The organism is Azospirillum sp. UENF 112521, from assembly GCF_058780665.1.
Window position 1 is genome coordinate 560,626 of sequence record NZ_JBSNCI010000002.1, and the last position, 18,226, is coordinate 578,851.

Consider the following 18,226-nt stretch of genomic DNA (forward strand, 5'->3'; position numbering starts at 1 on the left):
CTTACCAGTCGGCCAGCAATGCCGGCAAGTCGCGAACCGACCCCAGCCGGCGGTAATGTTCATCCGGCACCTCGGCCTCTTCATGGGCCCAGGTGATGGCATAGGGGATATGGACGGCATGGGCGCCGGTCGCCAGCACCGGCAGGATGTCGGAACGCACCGAGTTGCCGACCATCAGGAAGCGGGCCGGGTCGATGCCGTGGCGGTCCATCACCCGGCGGTAGGTGGCCGGGTCCTTCTCGCTGACGATCTCCACCGCCTGGAACAGGTCCGACAGACCGGAGCGCGCGATCTTGCTTTCCTGGTCGAACAGGTCGCCCTTGGTGATCAGCACCAGCCGGTGACGGCCGGCCAGCGTTTCCACCACCTCCTTCACGCCGGGCAGCAACTCCACCGGATGCTCCAGCATCGCCTTGCCGAAGTCGATCAGGCTCTGCAGGTCGCGGGCGGGGACATGGCCGTCGGTGACGGCGATCGCCGTCTCGATCATCGACAGCACGAAGCCCTTGATGCCATAGCCATAGACCCCGAGGTTCGCCCGCTCCGCCTCCAGCAGGCGGCGGTCCAGGTCGGTCGGGTCGGCGGCGTGGGCGAGCAGGGCGCGGAAGCGGTCCTGCGTCATCGAAAACAGCGATTCATTGTGCCAGAGCGTGTCGTCGCCATCGAAGCCGATGGTCTCGAACTGCTGGCCGGCGGGGGTGCCGGCGGGGCTGGGGATGCTGCTCATGAGCCTGTCCACTGGTCCGCAGGATTGATCCGTAAGTAAAACAATACATGGCCCAAGTCGGTCTGCCTTGTCCAGGGGGTGCCGATGTGGAGGTCCTTTATTGTCCGTCTAGCGAACGGTAAGTATCCGCAATGACGATTTTGCCACAGATCGGTGACATTCCATGGCGAGTTCTTCGCTGCCTGCAAAGCGGGCATGTTGCCGTCGGGGGTGGCAACATGGCTCAAAGAAGCATAATTATATTTCCACACAAGGAGGACGTGATCGCCGACCGGCGGACCCTCCAAAACAAGACATCTCAGGAATCTCCATCATGGCAACCCTTCTGCACTCGGCCGAGACCGGCCACGCCAACACCACCTTCGGCCATGTCGTCGAAATCGCCTCGAACCTGTTGGGCCTGTGGCGCCAGCGCGTCGTCACCCGCCGTGAACTGGGCTATCTGGACGACCGTATGCTCCAGGACATCGGCTTCAGCCGCCTGGATGCCGAGCGCGAGATGTCGAAGCCGTTCTGGCGCGAATGAGCGCCTGTACGCCGGCCGGCGAACGCACTGAAAAAGGCCGCTTCCGTTGATCGGAGGCGGCCTTTTTCTTTGTCCGATGCTTAGGCGTGCTCAAAAAATAAGCTGCACAAAAAATCGCCGGCTGGAAAAGAGAAAGCCCGCCGCCGGGTGAACCGGCAGGCGGGCTTTCTCTTGGTGGACTGAAGCCGGGCAGGGCAACCCCCCGCCCGTATCCTCAGATGCAGTAGTGCTTGAGAGGCTCGAAGCCGTTGAAGCAGACGGCCGAGTAGGTCGTGGTGTAGGCGCCGGTGGCGTGGATGCGCACGCGGTCGCCGGACTTCAGGCCCATCGGCATCTTGTAGTCGGCACGCTCGTACAGCACGTCGGCGCTGTCGCAGGTCGGGCCGGCGAGGATCACCGCCTCGCGGTCCTCATCCTGCTCGTCGCCCAGCACCTCGATCGGGTACTGGATCGCCTCGTCCATCGTCTCGGCCAGACCGCCGAACTTGCCGATGTCCAAGTAGACCCAGCGCTTGGGATCCTCGGCCGACTTGCGCGACACCAGGACCACTTCGCTCTCGATGATGCCGGCGCTGCCGACCATGCCGCGGCCCGGCTCCACGATGGTCTCCGGCAGGTGGTTGCCGAAGTGGGTGCGCAGCGAGTTGAAGATCGCCTGGCCGTAGGCGGTGCATTCCGGCACGTCGGTGCGGTAACGGGTCGGGAAGCCGCCGCCCAGGTTGATCATGCCCAGGTCGACGCCCAGCACCTCAAGCTCGCGGAACAGCTGCGCCACCTGGAAGATGGCGTGGTCCCACTGCATCAGGTCCTTCTGCTGCGAGCCGACATGGAACGACACGCCATAGGGCTGCACGTTCATGTCGCGGGCCTTCAGCAGCAGCTCGCGCGCCATCGGCAGGTCGCAGCCGAACTTGCGCGACAGCGGCCATTCGGCGCCTTCGCCCGAGGTCAGGATGCGGCAGAACACACGGGCGCCGGGGGCGGCACGCTCGATCTTCTCCAGCTCCGGCTCGCTGTCGAAGGCGAACAGGCGCACGCCCAGCTCGAAGGCGCGGCGGACGTCGCTCTCCTTCTTGATGGTGTTGCCGAAAGAGATGCGGTCCGGGGTGGCGCCGGCAGCCAGCGCCATCTGGATTTCCGGGACCGAGGCGCAGTCGAAGGCCGAGCCGAGACGGGCCAGCAGGCTGAGGATTTCCGCGGCCGGGTTCGCCTTCACCGCATAGAAGATGCGGGCGTCGGGCAGGGCGTCATGCAGATCGTTGTAGTTCTGCTCGACGACATCCAGGTCGATGACGAGGCAAGGGGTCTGCGGGCGCTGCTCTTCGAAAAAGCGCGCAATCTTCTGGGTCATCTCAGTCTCCTGGGACGCAAGATGATGGAACGGAAAGGGCGAAGTCGGGGGGGAACGGAGCGGCCGAGCGGGCCGATCAGCAACTGAAAAAGCTGATCAGGCGCTCAAGCCGCCAATACTGGATTTCCCCGTACAGAACCCTGTTCTGTCCGTATGGTCCAGGAGCGGCAAATTTCGGAGACGGGTGAGCACGCGCCCACCCACAACAACATCAACCATCGTAACCTCCAAGTCGCCGCCTTGTTTAAGGGACGGTCGGGGATCACGCGTTACGTCGTTGCATAACCACATCTCGGAGACGCCGAGGGGCGGGCCAGCGGCACGTGCGCTTGCGAGTTCGCGTTACATAGATCCAACGCGAACGATTGCAAAGTGAAAAATGCCGTCTGCCCCAAAAAAGTGGCAGACCGTTTGGAGGGCGGAAAAACCGGAGCAATTTCATGGGCTTGACCAGTGTTCTGACTTCCGGGGAAATCGGGCTGCGGCTGCTGGCGGCGGCCCTGTGCGGCGCTTTGCTTGGACTCGACCGCGAGATGCGGGGCAAGGCGGCGGGGTTGCGCACGCATACGCTGATATCCATCAGCTGTGCGCTGACCACGCTGGTTGCATTGGAGCTTTACGCCGGGCTGCAGGCGACGGGGGACGAGCGGCCGAGCGATCCCGTCCGCGTCATCCAGGGGGTGGCCCAGGCGGTCGGCTTCATCAGTGCCGGCGTGATGTTCCGCTCGGGCGACAGCGTGCGCGGGGCGACCACCGCGGCGGTGATCTGGGTGGCCGGCGCGCTCGGGATCGCCTGCGGCGCCGGATATTACATGCTGGCGGGGATGACGCTGGGCCTGTGCCTGCTGGTGACGATCCTGTTCACCATCCTGCTGGATCGCTTCCCGCAGTTGGGCAAAGAGGACGGCGACGATGCCGGGAAGGCTCGGAAGCGCCGCGGCACCTCCCGTCATTCCTCCCGTCACTCCGCCGATCAGGGCCGGATCAGGCGGATTGCCCGCTCGTCGCCGCGGGGATGACCAGCAACCGGTGCGCCAGCAACGCCCCCAGGGCGACCAGCCCGATGGCCCCCATCATCGGCAGGGCGGTGCCGTCGTTCATGTGGCCGACGACGATGCCGATGACCGCGGCGATGGCCATCTGCGCGAAGCCCAGCAGCGAGGAGGCCAGCCCGGCCATGGTGGCGTAGGGACCGACGGCGTTGGCGCTGGCGTTCGGCAGGGTCAGCCCGGTGCCCAGGATGAACAGGAAGACCGGCACCACGATGGCCAGCAGGTGCAGCACCCCGGCCAGCGCCAGCGCCCCGCCGACCAGCCCGCCGCCCATCGACAGCAGCGTGCCGATCCGGATCATCCTTGGCCCCCCAAGCCGCGGCGTCAGCCGCCCGGCCAGGAAGGTGCCGAGCATGTAGCCCAGCACCACCGCGCCGAAGCTGGCGCCATACTGGGCCGGCGTCAGGTGCATCTGCTCGATCAGCACGAAGGACGAGCCTGAGATGAAGGAGAAGATGCCGCTGTAGGAGAAGGCGACCACCAGCACATAGCCGAGGAAGCCGCGGTTGCGCAGCAGGAGCAGGTAGTTCGCCGCCAGCCGGCTCGGTCTCAGGGCGTCCTCGTCGCGATGTGCGTTGGTCTCGCCCAGCATCGACCACACGGCGGCAAGGATGCAGCAGGCAAAGACGGTCAGCAGCACGAAGTTGGCGCGCCAGCCGAACCATTCCGTCAGCACACCGCCCAGCATCGGCCCCACCGCCGGGGCCAACGCCATCGCCATCGACATATAGGCCAGCACCGTCGCCGCCCGGTCGCGCCCGAACACGTCGCGCACCACCGCGCGCGCCACCACCGGGCCGCAGCAGGCGCCCAGCGCCTGGAAGAAGCGGGCGGCGATCAGCGCATCGATGCTGCTGGTCATCGCGCAGACGGCGCTGGCCGCCAGATAGATCGTCACCCCCACCAGCAGGGTGGGGCGCCGGCCGAACCGGTCCGACATCGGGCCATAGACCAGCTGCGACACCGCGAAGCCGACCAGGAAGATCGACAGGGTCAGCTGCACCGTGGCGACGTCGGTGCCGAACACCCGCACCAGCGTCGGCAGCGACGGCAGATACAGGTCGGTGGACAGCGGGCCGAAGGCGACCAGCGCCGTCAGCAGGATGCGGATGGTCAGGGAGTCTGGACGGGGCATGGAGGTTCGGGACGGCTTGCGGCGGGAAGCGGGGACGGGGCGGCACTGTATCAGATGAAACCACCGCCGCCAGTGCGGATCGCCGCCCGCCTGTTCAAGCCTGCTGCGCGTTCATCCCGGCCGGTTGGCCGGCAGCGTCATGCGGATGCAGCGTGACAGCACGGTGTTGCCGGTCATCTCGCGGTAGTTCTGGATGATGATCGGCTCGGCCGCCTTGCATTGCTCCATGCTGGCGAACTCCAGGGTGGTCGGGCCGCCCTGGTTCAGCATGAACAGCAGCATCAGGACCCGTTCCATCCAATTCCCCTCCCGGTCAGCCGGCCGCCAGCACGGCGCGGGCGGCGGCGGCATCCTGCACGATCTGGTCCTTCAACGCACCGAAGCTGGGGAACTTCATCTCCGGCCGCAGGAAGTCGATCATCTGGACCCGCAGATGCAGATCGTACAGGTCGAGATCGACATCGAACAGGTGGGCCTCCAGCCGCGCCACCGTGCCGTCCACGGTGGGGCGGGCGCCGAGATTGGCGACGCCCGGCAGCCAGACCGTCTCACCGGCGCGGTCGATGCCGGCGCGCACCGCATAGACGCCGAAGGCCGGGCGCAGATACTCGCCCAGCTCGATGTTGGCGGTCGGGAAGCCGATGGTGCGGCCGCGCTGGTCGCCATGGACGACACGTCCCTCGATCTCCCACGGATGGCCCAGCACATGGGCGGCCTCGCGCGGCCGGCCGGCGGTCAGCGCGTCGCGCACGCGGGTGGAGGAATAGACGCCGCCCTGCTCGTCGGACACCGGCCCGACCTCGGTCACGCCGAAGCCCTGGGTGCGCCCGGCCTGCAGCAGGAAGGCGGGATTCCCCGACCGCTTGTGCCCGAACAGGAAGTCGTAGCCGCAGACGACATGCCGCACGCCCAGCCCGCCGACCAGGATTTCGTCGACGAAGGCCTGCGCGGTCTTGTGGCGGAAGCCGTCGTCGAAATGGCAGACGATCAGCTGGTCGACGCCCAGCGCCTCGATGTGGCGGGTCTTGACGCGGAAGGGCGTCAGGCGGAAGGGCGGGTCGTCGGGACGGAAGACGCTGCGCGGGTGCGGCTCGAAGGTGACGAGGGCGGACGGCACCCTCAATTCCGCGGCGAGGCGTTGGGCGGTGCCGATGACCGTCTGATGCCCGCGATGGACGCCGTCGAAATTGCCGAGCGCCACGACGGCGCCCCGCTCTTCGGCCGGCAGGTCGGCGGTGTGTCTGTACAGTCGCATGCGCGCCCCGGTGCTGTGGGCGGACCCCGGCGGGTCCGCTTGCTCGGGCGTCTATATAGACCGACGCCGGCGCGGGGTAAACGCGCCGGCGTGTTTTACGCTCGCAGACAGGCCGATTGGCCCTATGCGATCAGCCGCGGGACGGAACCATCAGCAGCGCTTCGCCTTCGACCACCACGGTCTCGCCGACGGTGCAGACCGTCTTGATGACGCAGCGGCGCTTTTCCGGGATCAGTTCGGTGACGGTGGCGCGGGCGGTGACGGTGTCGCCGGCGCGGACCGGCGCCTTGAACTTCAGGGTCTGGCTCATGTAGATGCAGCCCGGCCCCGGTAGCTTGGTGCCGAGAACGGCCGAGATGAAGCCGACCGTCAGCATGCCGTGGGCGATGCGGCCCTGGAACATGGTGGTCGCGGCATATTCCTGGTTGATGTGGACCGGGTTGGTGTCGCCGGAAATGCCCGCGAACAGGACGATGTCGGCTTCCGTCACCGTCTTGGCGAAGCTGGCCGTCATGCCGACGGACAGGTCTTCGATGCAGTAGCCTTCGGTATCCTTGCGGACCTGACGCACGTCGTCCATCGCAGCAATTCCTCTTTCTCTCGGTGCCTGTTCCGGCATCTGACGCCCGGGCGCCGTGCCGTTCGCTGCAATGCGTCATGTGCACCGCAGCGATGGGAATGGCACCACGTCTCCTCCAAAAATGCAAAAAAATCTCTAACGTCCTGCGCAAGTTGGCGAGGACGCCGGCCGCTCCGTCCGGCAGGCTTTGCGTCAATGGAAGCCGGAACGACGGTAAAGGATTACTTACAAACCAAGGTAATGCAGGAGAAATCACGCCGGATCATGGACTTATCATAAAAGCCCGAGCCGCTCCAACCGATATGGCGCCATGGATGCGACTGTTTCGCCACCGTCTGGAGCGTCGGTGGCGAAGTCCCGTTCTTTTCAACGGTTTGACCGTATGGTGACGGTTGGTTCGGCGATGCAATATAATAAGGGTGGCAGGCGCGGCGAATCGGAAGCCCTTTTCGCCGCGCCGCAGCATTACTTGCCGGAGCCGGAGTGCGACACTGTGTCGCTTCTGCTCCCGCCGGAATTTCCGCTGTTCCGGTTGCCCTCGCCCTGGGCGACCTGATTGCCGGGGGTCAGCTGGTCGACCTTCTCCTCCACCTTTTCGCGGGCGGTGTCGGTCGGCTGTTCCGACGGCTTGACCTCGACCTTCACCGGGGCGGTGCCGTCCTCGATCATGTCCAGCTTCTTGGCGGCGGAGCGCGACAGGTCGATCACGCGGCCGTCGACATAGGGGCCGCGGTCGTTGACGATGACGTCGACGCTCTTGCCGTTCTCCTGATTGGTGACGGTGGCCTTGGAACCCAGCGGCAGGGTGCGCGAGGCGGCGGTCGCCTTGTTCTGGTTCATCGTTTCGCCGTTCGCCGTGGTGCGGCCATGGAACTTCTGGCTGTAGAAGGACGCTTCCCCCTTGTGGACGAGGATCTCCTCGCCATCCTCATGCTCTACATGCACGGGCGGAACCTTGGCCTTCCCGTTCGCCAGCACCGGGACGGCAGTCCCGCACAGGGTCGCGGCGGTCAGCGCCAGGACGATAATGCGTGTTGTCTTCATCGGTACACCTCCAACGGCGGACCAACGCCATTCAAGGAAAAGAGTTCCCTCGCAGGAGTGGGACAAGACATCGCCACTATTTCTGGTTTCTTATATCTTGACGAATTCGGAGTGGGTTGCCCTCGGGGGCGCCCCTCCGGTCCACAACACAACGGTCAGGGGAGAAAGCATGGCCGATGATGCCGCCTGGACTGCATCCGAATTTGCGGCGGATCACCTCGCCAATGGTGTGTCCGCCCCGGCTGAGATGCGTCAGGTGACGATGCCCGACGGGGCTCGGCTGCGCGTGGCCGTCTGGCCGATGCCGGAGCGGGCCCGCGGCACGGCGCTGGTGCTGACCGGCCGGGCGGAGTTCATCGAGAAATATGCCGAAACCACCGAGGCGCTGACCGCCCGCGGTTTCCGCGTCGTGGCGGTCGACTGGCGCAACCAGGGCCTGTCCGACCGGCCTTTGCCCAACCGGCAGATCCATCACCTGACAGATTTCGCGACCCTGGTGGACGATCTCGACGAAATCCATCGGCAGGTGGTGGCGCCGGTTGCGGCGGAGACGGGCGGGCCGGTGATCCTGCTGGCCCATTCGATGGGCGGGCTGGTGGCGACTCTGGCGCTTGTCCGCCATGCCGCCGACGATCCGGACCGCTACGCCGCCGTCCTGCTGGCGGCGCCGATGTATGCCATCCACAGCGGGCCGCTGCCGCGCTGGCTGGTGCGGGTGCTCGCCAGCCTTGGGCTCGCCTGCGGCTGGGGCGCGCGCTATGCGCTGGGGCAGGGCGATTACGATCCGGCCGATGGGCGCTTCAGCCTGGACAACAAGATCACCGCCGATCCGCGGCGGTATGCCGCCTACCATGGACCTTTTGCCGAGCGGCCGGAGCTGCGCGTCGGCGGTGTCAGCTTCGCCTGGGTCGCCGCCGCCCTGGATGCGGAGGATGCGCTGCGCCACGTCCTGCCGCTGGAGCGGGTTCGCACGCCGGTGCTGCTGCTAAGCGCGCCGGAGGACCGGGTGGTGCGGGCGGAGGCCCACAGCATGGTGGCCGCCCGCCTCGGCAACGCCCATCTCGTCGGCTATCCCGGCGCGCGGCACGAGGTGCTGATGGAATGCGACGCCATCCGCGACCGGGTGTGGGCGGACATCGACGCCTTTCTCGACAGGACCCTCGGCAAGGGGGCCGGGCACAAGACACTTGCGCCGGCCGGCGGCTCTGTCGTCCGATAGGCGCCTTCAGGACCAAAGGTGCCCAGCAGCATGACCGATTTCTGGACGGCGTCCGGTTTCCACCTGTTGACCCGCGACGCCGACAACCATCTGGCGGTGACGCCCGACTTTCTGCGCGCCTACCTGCTCCGGCCCGAGATGCGCCCGCCGGAGGAGGCCTGCGACGCCGAGCGCACGCTGCACGCCGCCCTGCTGGACGATCCGGCGCGGATCGTGCCGGCTCCGCTGCTCGACGCCATCGCCGATGCGGACGCACGGGAGAATTTCCAGGTCTGGCTGGCCTTCCGCGACCGGTTGCTCGCCGCCGGGACGCTGGAGGGCTGCTACATCCGCCTGTTCCGCGAGGGTGCCCGCGGCGTGCCCGGCCTGTTCATCGACCAGCTGGTCCACGCCATCCTGCGCGGCATCCTCGACGAAACGCCGTCCGGACTGCGGGCGCGGGCGGGGGAGCTGTTCTTCCGCGAGCAGACGGTGTCGGTGGAGGACGGCCGCGTCCGCGTCGCCGATGCCGAGACTGTGGAGACGATGGCGGCGTCCGGCGGCTTCGGCTCGCTCGGCCGCCTCGTCGTGGAGGCCGGCACCACCCCGCGCAGCGTCGAGTTGGACATTCTGGACGAGACCAACCACCCGCTCTACTGGGGACGCGACGCCCGCCACGACACAGTGCTGGACATCACCTTCGCCGCTGCCGGGCTGGACGCGCTGGCCCGCGTGCTGGAGGCCTGGGTCGGGCATTTCCTGGGCGTGACCGTCAGCATCCAGCCGGTGCAGACCATCCGCGACGACCGCTGGGTCTGGCATGTCGGGCTGGACAGCGCAGCATCCGCGATCCTCAACGACCTGTACAACGGGGTAGAGGTGGGGGAGGAGCGGCTGGCCCGCATCCTCGCCCTGTTCCGCCTGGACTTCGCCGATCCCGCCGCCATGCGCCCCGACGTCGCCGGCCGGCCGGTCTATCTCGGGCTGGCGATGACGGAAGCGCGGCGGCTGACGCTGAAGCCGCAGAACCTGCTGGTGAACCTGCCGCTGGCCTCGGTGGCGTGAGGGAGACATGAGGGGGGCGTCGGCTCCCCTCAGTCGCCCAGCAGGGCGCCGACCGGTTTCAGCGGTTCGTGGGCGTCGAACAGGATCTTCAGGATCGCCAGGATCGGCACGGCCAGCAGCGCTCCCGGAATGCCCCAGAGCCAGCCCCAGAACAGGATCGACACGAACACTGCGATGGGGTTCAGCGACAGACGGCGGCCGACGATCATCGGAGTGAGGAAATTGCCCTCGATGGTCGTCAGCGCCACGAAGGACAGCGGCGGCAGGATGATGGTGCCGAGGCTGTCGAAGGTCAGGACCGACACCAGGAAGAGCACGCCGGTCATCACCGCCGGGCCGATGAAGGGGATGTAGTTGGCCAGCGCCACCATCACCCCCCACAGCGCCGGGTTGGGCAATCCCCACAGCCACATCAGCAGGCCGGTCGCCAGCCCCAGGATGGTATTGATGGCCGTGATGGTCAGCAGATAGGCGGCGATATTCTGCTGCAATGTCGCCGCGACCATGGCGTAATGCACCCGGTCGTCGATGTTGCGCATGGTGCCGATCAGCGCCTCCAGCGAATGCCGGCCGCGGGCGAGAAAGAAGTAGAGCAGCACCAGCAGGATCACGACATTGGCCAGCACCGTTTCGACCTGGCTGACCGCCTGCTCCATCAGCGTCGGGCCGCGCACCACCACCTCGCGCACCGGTCCGGCCTCGTTGCCGGTCTCCTTGGTGATCTGTTCGATCTGGCGCGACGCTTCGCGGGCGCGGTCGATGCCGGCGCGGATGTCGCCGAGCTTGAACTCCAGCTCGTGCATGACCCGCGGCATGCGGTTGACCCATTCCGCCGCCGGGCCCGACAGGGTGTAGACCGCCAGTAGCACCCCGCCGAACAGCGATAGCACCATGATGGCGGCGCCGATGCCTTCCGGCACGCGGACGCGGTAGAGGGCGCGGACCAGCGGCCGCAGCAGGAAACTCAGGATCAGCGCCAGCATGATCGGCAGCAGCACGTCGCGCCCGAAATACAGCGCGAACAGCAGGGCGATGACGAACAGGCCGACGGTTGCGATGGTTTGCGGATTGCGGCGATGGCCAGGCGGGGGCACGGGCTCTGTCGCCGGTTCCGGCGTTCCGGCGAGCGGAGCCTCTGGCGCAGGGGGATGCGCGGGGGGAATCGAGGCGAACTGGCTGCGGTCTGTCATCGCGGTGGCCGGACCTCCGAAGGTGGGCGCTTGACGGTGGCGCCCGATCCTCCGATCTAGGGGAGTGTTTTGCCGGACCGCGCTGCCCGCGGTCCCCGCCCGTCCTTGCCGGAGACCCAGTCGCGATGCGCAGCCCGTTTCCCCTGATGAACGTTTCCGCCGGCCTTTTGGTTCTGGGCCTGCTGACCGCCGGGCTGACGCTGCCGTCAGCAGCGGCGGCGGACGACGTGATCGGCCGCTTCTCCAACGACTGGACCGGCAACGGACTTCAGGTCCAGGCCATCGAGGACCCCAAGGTGAAGGGGATCACCTGCCATCTGGTCGATTTCGACCGCAGCCTGATCGACCGGCTGAGCAAGGGCAACTGGTTCGAGGATCCGTCGAACGCCTCCATCGCCTGCCGCCAGACCGGGGCGGTCACCGTCGGCGACATCGACCTGTCGCAGAAGGGGGAGGAGGTCTTCTCCGAACGGAAAAGCCTGATCTTCAAGTCGATCGCCATCCGCCGCATCTATGACCGGCCAAACGACACGCTGGTTTATGTGGTGTACAGCCGACAGGTGAAGGACGCTTCGGCCAAGACCTCGATCTCCACCGTGCCGCTGTTCAGCGCGAACGCGACCTGGACGAAGGGCAAGCCGGCCGTGAAGTGAGCGGCCGGTCCGGCCCCACATCCATCGTCAGCCGACGATCCGCCCCAGCCGCACCGCCGTCTGGCCGGCCTTCACACGGCGGGCGGGCATGATGAGAACGCAGTCGTTGTAAGGGGTCTGGATCGCGCGGCCGTCGTCCCAGCCGATGACGGTTCCGGCGCGGCCGATTACCTCCATCCCGACGAAGGGGGCGGTGAAGCGGAAGCGCTCGCTGGCGGCGGTGATGGCCTCGGTCACCTCGACCAGCCGCTGCGGATCGGTTCGCGGGCGCATGCGCGGACCGTTCGCCGGTCGCTCGATCATCTCCAGGCCGAGAAGCAGGCGCAGGCAGCTTTCCAGCGCCACCGTCGCGGCTTCCGTCCGCCAATGCTGGCCGCATTCGACCAGGATGGCGGTGTGCGACCCCTCGGGCTTGGCGAAGTTGCCGTAATCGATCAGTCTCTTGCCCCCGGCATGCCCGCCGTCCGCCACCACCCAGGCCGGATAGCCGAGGCCGAGCGCCAGATCGCGCCCGCGGGTGGTCCGTCCGCACAGGGTCAGCGGTGCGGTGTCCGCCGTCATCGAATGGAGATCGAGCAGCAGATCCGCCGATTCATAGACCGGCCGCAGGGCGCGGGCACGCCGAAGCTCGATGCTGTCGCGCCGGCCGTCGAGATGCTCCGGTGACCACAGCCGGTTGAAATCCTCGTCCAGATAGCGCGACGCGTAGGGGTTCTGGCGGTCGAAGGTGGCGTAGGCCGCAGTGTTGGCGAAGACGAAGGTCAGCCGCCCGCGCGTCGGCCGCAATCCCATGCGCAGCAGGGCGTCCAGCGCTATGGCGCCGCACAGTTCGTTGCCGTGGACGAGCGCGTTCAGCACCACGTGCGGCCCGGGCTCCGCCGCCGACAGGCTGGTGACGTGGTCGATGCCGGTGTTGCCGCGCCGGTAGGGCGCGATGTCGGGCGGCGTGAGTTCTACGGGGGCGAAGAGCGGGTCGGTCAAGCGGCAAGCTCGCCAGCGGTGGGCGCTCCGAACAGTATGGCGAACCAAGCGACTCCACGCCAGTGCGGGCCGGTGCGCAGCCGCGGTTTTTTTGGCTGATGCGCCTGGCGCAATGTTGCGGCGGCATGGCAGCATCATGACGAATTGCCGTCGACTGCGAGTTGACGCATGGGTTATAGGATCCGCCGGATCGATAAGGGCGGCGGTGGACGTTGCGGCACTTGGACTGGCGGTTGTTCCGCCCGGGTTTCCTGGGTGGGGGCTATCTGGTTGTGGGTCGTCTGGTCGGGGCAGGTCGATGAGCTTCGTGATCGATGACGTTCTGGTCCGCAACGACCCGGTCGGCCGGCGCCTCCCGGTGCTGTTCGATTCGCCGCACAGCGGCAGAATCTATCCCGACGATTTCCGGGTGATCTGCCCGCATCCGCTGCTGCGTCAGGCCGAGGACACCCATGTCGAGGAGCTGTTCGCCACTGCCCCCGACCATGGCGCCACCTTGCTGTGCGCGCTGTTCCCGCGCACTTGCATCGATGTGAACCGTGCCGTCGACGACATCGACCCGGCGATGATCGACGGCGATCTGCCGCTGCCGGTGCGTCCGACCCCGCGCAGCACGCTGGGCATGGGTCTGATCCGGGCCATGCTACGGCCGGGCGTGCCGCTCTATGACGGGAAGCTGCCGGCGTCGGCGGTTGCCGACCGCATCGACCGCTATTACCGCCCGTACCACGCCCAGATGCGGATGGCGCTGGACGGGCTGGCGGAGCGGTTCGGCGCCGTGTGGCACGTCAACTGCCATTCCATGCCGTCGTCGCTGCGGCCGGACGGGCGCGATCCGCTGGCGGTGGATTTCGTCATCGGCGACCGCGACGGCACCACCAGCGAGCCGGGTTTCGTCCGGCTGGTGGCGGACACCCTGCGCGGCCTCGGCCATCGGGTGGCGATCAACGATCCTTACAAAGGCGTGGAACTGCTGGCGCGCTATGGCGAGCCGGCGCGTGGCCGCCATTCGATCCAACTGGAGATCAACCGCCGCCTCTACATGAACGAGGAGACGCTGGAGCGCCACGATGGCTTCGCCCGGCTGAAGGGCGACATCGACACGCTGATCCGCCGCATCGCCGACTATGCCGGCCAGCGCGTCCTGCACCGCGCAGCGGAGTAGGCGCCCCGCCGGGATCGGGTCGGCGGGGTCGCGAAGGACGTGCGGAGGCCCGTTCCCGTCAGGCCCGATCCACTCAGGCCCGTTCCACTCAGGACTGCGTGACCTGCTGGCGCGCGATGTCCAGGAAATGCGCCATCTGCTTTTCGACGCGGTGGTCGGAGATGTCGACCCCGCGGGCGTGCAGGTCTGCGCTCAGCTTGTCCCGGATGTCGTGCGGGCCGGGGGTCGCGATGTCGGTGTCCACGATCTGGCGGGCATAGGCCTCGGCGTCGCCACCGGACAGCCCCATCAGGTCGGCGGCCCATTCGCCGGCCAGCCGGTCGCGCCGGGCGCGGATGCGGAAGAGCAGGTCCTCGTCGTGCTGGAACTTGTTCTCGAAAGCCTTTTCGCGGTCGTCGAAGGTCGTCATGGGGACCCAGGCTCCTTTATTGGTTTCGCTCCCTTATATGAAGATAATATAGCCCGACGGCGGCTGTCGTCACTGCCCCGCCGCGTCGCACCCGCGGATATTCTGCAGAGCCTCCCCGGTCGGCGGGATACCCTCGGATGCCGCCGAAGACGGGCACGACAAAAGACTCGAACGAAAGACAGGGCAAGGCATGTGCAGTGTGATTCTCCTGCGGCGACCCGATGCAACTTGGCCGCTGGTCGTCGCCGGGAACCGTGACGAGATGGTGGGGCGCCCCTGGTTGCCACCGGCCCGCCACTGGCCCGACCGACCCAACGTGGTCGCCGGGCTGGACGAGCTGGCCGGCGGTTCCTGGATGGGGCTGAACGACGAGGGGGTGGTGGCGGTCATCCTCAACCGCTTCGGCACGCTGGGGCCGGAGGCCGGCAAGCGGTCGCGCGGCGAACTGGTGCTGGATGCGCTCGACCATGCCGATGCCGCCGATGCGGCGCGCAGCTTCGCCGATCTCGACATCCGCGCCTACCGCCCGTTCAATCTGGTGGTCGCCGACAACCGCGACGCTTTCCTGGTCGTCCACCGCGGCGCCAACCCGCGTCACCGGCCGGAGGTGTCGTCGATCCCCGCCGGCGTACACATGCTGACCGCCTTCGAGATGGACGACCCGCAGGACCCGCGCACCGCCTTCTACCGTCCGCTGTTCGAGCATGCCATTCCGCCGACCCTCGACGCGCTCGACGCGGAGAGCTTCGCCTGGGGCGGCTGGCCGGAACTGATGGGCAGCCGCATCTGGGAGGGCACGCCGGACGAGCGCGGCGCCATGGATTTCCTGCTGCCGAGCGGCTTCGGAACCTCGTCCAGCTCGCTTCTCGCGGTGCCGCGGGTGGAGCGTCCCGACCTGAACCCGATCTGGCACTTCGCTCCCGGCCGGCCGCATGCGGTGGACTATGCGCCGGTGGAGCTGTGAGGCGGCGGAGCTGTAAACCGGCGGCACAATCCTGCCCTCCAGCCCCCGTCGTTGTGTTCGTGCACCCGGCTTGCTATATCACTCAGGCACATTCCTGGGCCGGCAAGCTCGCTTGACCGGTCCTTACGTATTTGGACGAAGATACGATGACACGACGCCGGCGCATCTACGAAGGCAAGGCCAAGGTACTCTTCGAAGGGCCGGAGCCGGGCACCCTGGTGCAGTACTTCAAGGACGACGCCACCGCCTTCAACAACCAGAAGAAGGGCGTCATCACCGGCAAGGGGGTGCTGAACAACCGCATCTCCGAGTATCTGATGAGCCGTCTGTCCGAGATCGGCGTGCCCACGCACTTCATGCGCCGCCTGAACATGCGCGAGCAGCTGGTGCGCGAGGTGGAGATCATCCCGATCGAGGTCGTCGTCCGCAACGTCGCCGCCGGCAGCCTGTCGCGCCGCTTCGGCATTCCCGAAGGCACGCCGCTGCCGCGGTCGATCATCGAATACTACTACAAGTCGGACGAGCTGAACGACCCGATGGTCTCGGAGGAGCACATCACCGCCTTTGGTTGGGCGGCTCCCCAGGATCTCGACGACATGGTCGCGCTCAGCTTGCGCGTGAACGACTATCTGTCCGGCCTCTTCCTCGGCATCGGGCTCAAGCTGGTCGACTTCAAGCTGGAGTTCGGCCGTCTGTGGGAGAACGAGGAGATGCGGATCGTCCTGGCGGACGAGATCAGCCCCGACAACTGCCGCCTGTGGGACGTCAAGACCAACGAGAAGCTGGACAAGGACCGGTTCCGCCAGGATCTGGGCCGTGTCGAGGAAGCCTATCAGGAGGTCGCGCGGCGCCTCGGCATCCTGCCGGAAGGCGGGCCGAGCGACGTCAAGGGTCCCAAGACGATCCAGTGACCGCCATCCAGCAACCACCCCTCCACCCAACACCGTAAAGCGAGCGGACATCCGATGAAGGCCAAGGTTCACGTCACCCTCAAGCGCGGCGTTCTCGACCCCCAGGGCAAGGCCATTGCGCACGCGCTGCACACGCTGGGCTTCGACGGCGTCGAGGACGTCCGCGCCGGCAAGGTGATCGAGCTGCAGCTCAAGAGCACCGACGAGGCGACCGCCCGCAAAGAGGTCGAGGCGATGTGCAGCAAGCTGCTCGCCAACACCGTGATCGAGGACTACGCCATCGAGCTGGTGGCCTGATCCGCCGGCAGCCTTGATTAAGCGGTTTCTTGATTCAGCGGTTTCCGGAGTGGAGCGCGGCAGATGAGTGTTGACCATCTGGCCGCGCTCGACCCCATTTTCGCCGAATGCTTGCGCGTCGGCGGCCCGGTGATCCGGGATTTCAGCCGGCCGACCGGATTCGTCGGCCTGCTGCGCATGGTGATGGAGCAGCAGCTTTCCACCAAGGTTGCGCTGGCGCTCTGGGCCAAGCTGCAGGACCGGCTGGGCGGCACCGTCACCCCCGACGCCATCCTGGCGCTCGACGACGACAGCTTGCGCGCTTGCGGTTTCTCCCGCCAGAAGATCGGCTACGCCCGCGGCCTCGCCGAGGCGGTGGCGAGCGGCCGGCTCGATTTCGACATCATCCACGACCTGCCCGACGAGGAGGCGATTGCCCGGCTCGTCGCGCTGAAGGGCATCGGCCGCTGGAGCGCCGAGGTCTACCTGATGACCACGCTCGACCGGCCGGACATCTGGCCCATCGGCGATCTGGCGATTCAGCTGGGCGTCCAGCGGCTGAAGGGCTGGGCGGACAAGCCGAATGCTAAGCAGCTGATCGAGGTGGCGGAGCCGTGGCGGCCCCATCGCTCACTGGCGGCTCGGCTGGTCTGGCACCATTACGTGGCGTTGCAGGAGCAGGCACGGGCGGCGCGGGGCTTGCCGCCGTCGCGGTGATCGGAAAACCTCACCCAGCCAGCACCGGCAACCGCCACCCCGCGAGCGCGATCTCCACCGGCAACCGCGCCAGAACGTCGCCGTCGCCCTGCACCGCATCGGCGAACAGCCCGTCGCCGGCCGGCCCCTCGATCCGAACGCGCCTGGCCGTCACCACCCGATAATCCGGAAAGCGCGCCAGCCGCCCGGCGGTGACGCCCCAGACATAGCGCAGCGCGTTCAGCCGCCCGCCGCGCGGGAATAGGCAGACATGCAGCTCCGGCTCCGTCAGCCGCGCATCGGGTGCGCAGATGAAGCGGCCGCCGTAGAAATGCCCCTTGGCGACGATGACCGACGCCACCTCCTGCGGTTCGCCCCAGCCGTCGCCATTATCCAGAGTGACCCGATAGCGGTGGTCGGGCCGGGTCGCCAGTTGCACCAGCGTCTCGGCGACATAGGCGCCCTTGCCGATCAGCCGCTTCACCCGGGGATCGACCCGCTCCACCACCCGCGCGTCCAGCCCGACCCCGGCCATCAGCGAGAACACCCGTCCGTTGGCCTGCGCCGGCCAGATCATCGTCCGCCGTCCGCTGGCAATCGCCGTTGCGATGCGCTCCGCATCCATCGTCAGGCCCAGTTCGGCCGCCAGCACGTTGGCGGTGCCCATTGGCACGATGCCGAGCGGCAGCGGCCGACCCGCCTCGGCATGGGCGGCCAGCCCGTTGATGACCTCGTTGATGGTGCCGTCGCCGCCGGCCGCCACCACCGCATCCACCTCGGCGGGATCGGCCGCGCGGGCAAACGCCTCCGCATCGCCGCGCCTGCCGGTCGGCCTGACGGTGACGCCGATGCCGCGGGCCTCCAACCGGGCGACCACCGCGCGAAGCCGCCGTGCCCGCCGCCCGCCGGCAGTCGGGTTGTGGATCACCAGCAGCCGTCGCATGTCGATGGCCGCATCCTCGCCGCTGCCCATGCCAACCGCCGGACTTTCATCCATCAGAACCGTGTCGCGCACCGATTCGTTCTCCCTGGCCGGCGCGAAGGGCGC

21 protein-coding genes are annotated in these 18,226 nt (G+C 67.3%); 10 read left to right on the plus strand and 11 right to left on the minus strand.

Annotated features, from left to right (window positions below):
• Window position 1: 1 nt before the first annotated feature.
• Complete coding sequence (locus ACWPN8_RS04905; protein ID WP_492240059.1) at window positions 2–727, minus strand: HAD family hydrolase; 726 nt, start codon at window positions 725–727, stop codon at window positions 2–4.
• Window positions 728–1,040: 313 nt separating this feature from the next.
• Between ACWPN8_RS04905 and ACWPN8_RS04910 the strand changes: the two genes are divergently transcribed.
• A complete protein-coding gene (locus ACWPN8_RS04910) occupies window positions 1,041–1,253 on the plus strand; it encodes a DUF1127 domain-containing protein (RefSeq protein WP_098740467.1) in 213 nt (70 codons plus the stop codon).
• 214 nt (window positions 1,254–1,467) lie between these two features.
• Here the strand turns inward: ACWPN8_RS04910 and ACWPN8_RS04915 are convergent, their stop codons facing one another.
• Entirely contained in the window at window positions 1,468–2,604 is a 1,137-nt protein-coding gene (locus ACWPN8_RS04915; protein WP_492240060.1) for a type III PLP-dependent enzyme, read from the minus strand.
• 440 nt (window positions 2,605–3,044) lie between these two features.
• Here ACWPN8_RS04915 and ACWPN8_RS04920 point away from each other — a divergent pair, with 440 nt between their 5' ends.
• On the plus strand, window positions 3,045–3,623 hold the full coding sequence (locus ACWPN8_RS04920; protein WP_492240062.1) for an MgtC/SapB family protein: 579 nt from the start codon (window positions 3,045–3,047) through the stop codon (window positions 3,621–3,623).
• On the opposite strand, the gene ACWPN8_RS04925 is transcribed toward ACWPN8_RS04920, so the two are convergent.
• The 5 genes from ACWPN8_RS04925 to ACWPN8_RS04945 form a co-directional block, all read right to left on the minus strand.
• Window positions 3,589–4,791 (minus strand): multidrug effflux MFS transporter, encoded by a 1,203-nt coding sequence (locus tag ACWPN8_RS04925; protein ID WP_109452135.1) that lies wholly within the window; start codon window positions 4,789–4,791, stop codon window positions 3,589–3,591. The genes ACWPN8_RS04920 and ACWPN8_RS04925 overlap by 35 nt on opposite strands.
• Window positions 4,792–4,902: 111 nt before the next feature.
• Window positions 4,903–5,088: a hypothetical protein gene (locus tag ACWPN8_RS04930; protein WP_109452133.1), complete on the minus strand. Its 186-nt coding sequence runs from the start codon at window positions 5,086–5,088 to the stop codon at window positions 4,903–4,905.
• 16 nt (window positions 5,089–5,104) lie between these two features.
• Window positions 5,105–6,046 carry a bifunctional riboflavin kinase/FAD synthetase gene (locus ACWPN8_RS04935; protein ID WP_492240063.1) on the minus strand — a complete coding sequence of 314 codons (942 nt, stop codon included), beginning with the start codon at window positions 6,044–6,046 and terminating at the stop codon, window positions 5,105–5,107.
• Between the two features lie 130 nt (window positions 6,047–6,176).
• A complete protein-coding gene (locus tag ACWPN8_RS04940) occupies window positions 6,177–6,626 on the minus strand; it encodes a MaoC family dehydratase (protein ID WP_042697280.1) in 450 nt (149 codons plus the stop codon).
• 465 nt (window positions 6,627–7,091) lie between these two features.
• Complete coding sequence (locus tag ACWPN8_RS04945) at window positions 7,092–7,670, minus strand: septal ring lytic transglycosylase RlpA family protein (protein ID WP_109452129.1); 579 nt, start codon at window positions 7,668–7,670, stop codon at window positions 7,092–7,094.
• A 169-nt stretch (window positions 7,671–7,839) separates the two neighbouring features.
• On the opposite strand from ACWPN8_RS04945, the gene ACWPN8_RS04950 reads away from it, so the two are divergent.
• The gene (locus ACWPN8_RS04950) at window positions 7,840–8,889 is read left to right on the plus strand and encodes an alpha/beta hydrolase (RefSeq protein WP_492240064.1); all 1,050 of its coding nucleotides are present in this window, start codon (window positions 7,840–7,842) and stop codon (window positions 8,887–8,889) included.
• A gap of 30 nt (window positions 8,890–8,919) precedes the next feature.
• Window positions 8,920–9,933 carry a DUF6352 family protein gene (locus ACWPN8_RS04955; RefSeq protein WP_492240065.1) on the plus strand — a complete coding sequence of 338 codons (1,014 nt, stop codon included), beginning with the start codon at window positions 8,920–8,922 and terminating at the stop codon, window positions 9,931–9,933.
• 29 nt (window positions 9,934–9,962) lie between these two features.
• Here the strand turns inward: ACWPN8_RS04955 and ACWPN8_RS04960 are convergent, their stop codons facing one another.
• On the minus strand, window positions 9,963–11,027 hold the full coding sequence (locus tag ACWPN8_RS04960; protein WP_492240066.1) for an AI-2E family transporter: 1,065 nt from the start codon (window positions 11,025–11,027) through the stop codon (window positions 9,963–9,965).
• A gap of 221 nt (window positions 11,028–11,248) precedes the next feature.
• Here ACWPN8_RS04960 and ACWPN8_RS04965 point away from each other — a divergent pair, with 221 nt between their 5' ends.
• Window positions 11,249–11,776, plus strand: coding sequence for a CreA family protein (locus tag ACWPN8_RS04965; protein ID WP_492240067.1), 528 nt, complete (start codon window positions 11,249–11,251; stop codon window positions 11,774–11,776).
• Window positions 11,777–11,803: 27 nt separating this feature from the next.
• Here ACWPN8_RS04965 and ACWPN8_RS04970 read toward each other — a convergent pair whose 3' ends face one another.
• Entirely contained in the window at window positions 11,804–12,757 is a 954-nt protein-coding gene (locus ACWPN8_RS04970; RefSeq protein ID WP_492240068.1) for a M14 family metallopeptidase, read from the minus strand.
• Between the two features lie 298 nt (window positions 12,758–13,055).
• On the opposite strand from ACWPN8_RS04970, the gene ACWPN8_RS04975 reads away from it, so the two are divergent.
• On the plus strand, window positions 13,056–13,922 hold the full coding sequence (locus tag ACWPN8_RS04975) for an N-formylglutamate amidohydrolase (protein ID WP_109452119.1): 867 nt from the start codon (window positions 13,056–13,058) through the stop codon (window positions 13,920–13,922).
• 88 nt (window positions 13,923–14,010) lie between these two features.
• On the opposite strand, the gene ACWPN8_RS04980 is transcribed toward ACWPN8_RS04975, so the two are convergent.
• Window positions 14,011–14,331 (minus strand): DUF1476 domain-containing protein, encoded by a 321-nt coding sequence (locus ACWPN8_RS04980; RefSeq protein WP_109452117.1) that lies wholly within the window; start codon window positions 14,329–14,331, stop codon window positions 14,011–14,013.
• Between the two features lie 190 nt (window positions 14,332–14,521).
• Here ACWPN8_RS04980 and ACWPN8_RS04985 point away from each other — a divergent pair, with 190 nt between their 5' ends.
• The 4 genes from ACWPN8_RS04985 (at window position 14,522) to ACWPN8_RS05000 (ending at window position 17,199) form a co-directional block, all read left to right on the plus strand.
• Entirely contained in the window at window positions 14,522–15,295 is a 774-nt protein-coding gene (locus ACWPN8_RS04985; protein ID WP_109452115.1) for an NRDE family protein, read from the plus strand.
• A gap of 146 nt (window positions 15,296–15,441) precedes the next feature.
• Window positions 15,442–16,206, plus strand: coding sequence for a phosphoribosylaminoimidazolesuccinocarboxamide synthase (gene purC, locus ACWPN8_RS04990; protein ID WP_042697247.1), 765 nt, complete (start codon window positions 15,442–15,444; stop codon window positions 16,204–16,206).
• A gap of 54 nt (window positions 16,207–16,260) precedes the next feature.
• Window positions 16,261–16,503, plus strand: a complete 243-nt coding sequence (gene purS, locus ACWPN8_RS04995; protein ID WP_014246942.1) for a phosphoribosylformylglycinamidine synthase subunit PurS — start codon at window positions 16,261–16,263, stop codon at window positions 16,501–16,503.
• A gap of 63 nt (window positions 16,504–16,566) precedes the next feature.
• The gene (locus ACWPN8_RS05000) at window positions 16,567–17,199 is read left to right on the plus strand and encodes a DNA-3-methyladenine glycosylase family protein (RefSeq protein WP_109452113.1); all 633 of its coding nucleotides are present in this window, start codon (window positions 16,567–16,569) and stop codon (window positions 17,197–17,199) included.
• 10 nt (window positions 17,200–17,209) lie between these two features.
• Here the strand turns inward: ACWPN8_RS05000 and ACWPN8_RS05005 are convergent, their stop codons facing one another.
• Window positions 17,210–18,193 carry a diacylglycerol/lipid kinase family protein gene (locus tag ACWPN8_RS05005; RefSeq protein WP_109452111.1) on the minus strand — a complete coding sequence of 328 codons (984 nt, stop codon included), beginning with the start codon at window positions 18,191–18,193 and terminating at the stop codon, window positions 17,210–17,212.
• Between the last annotated feature and the right edge of the window lie 33 nt (window positions 18,194–18,226).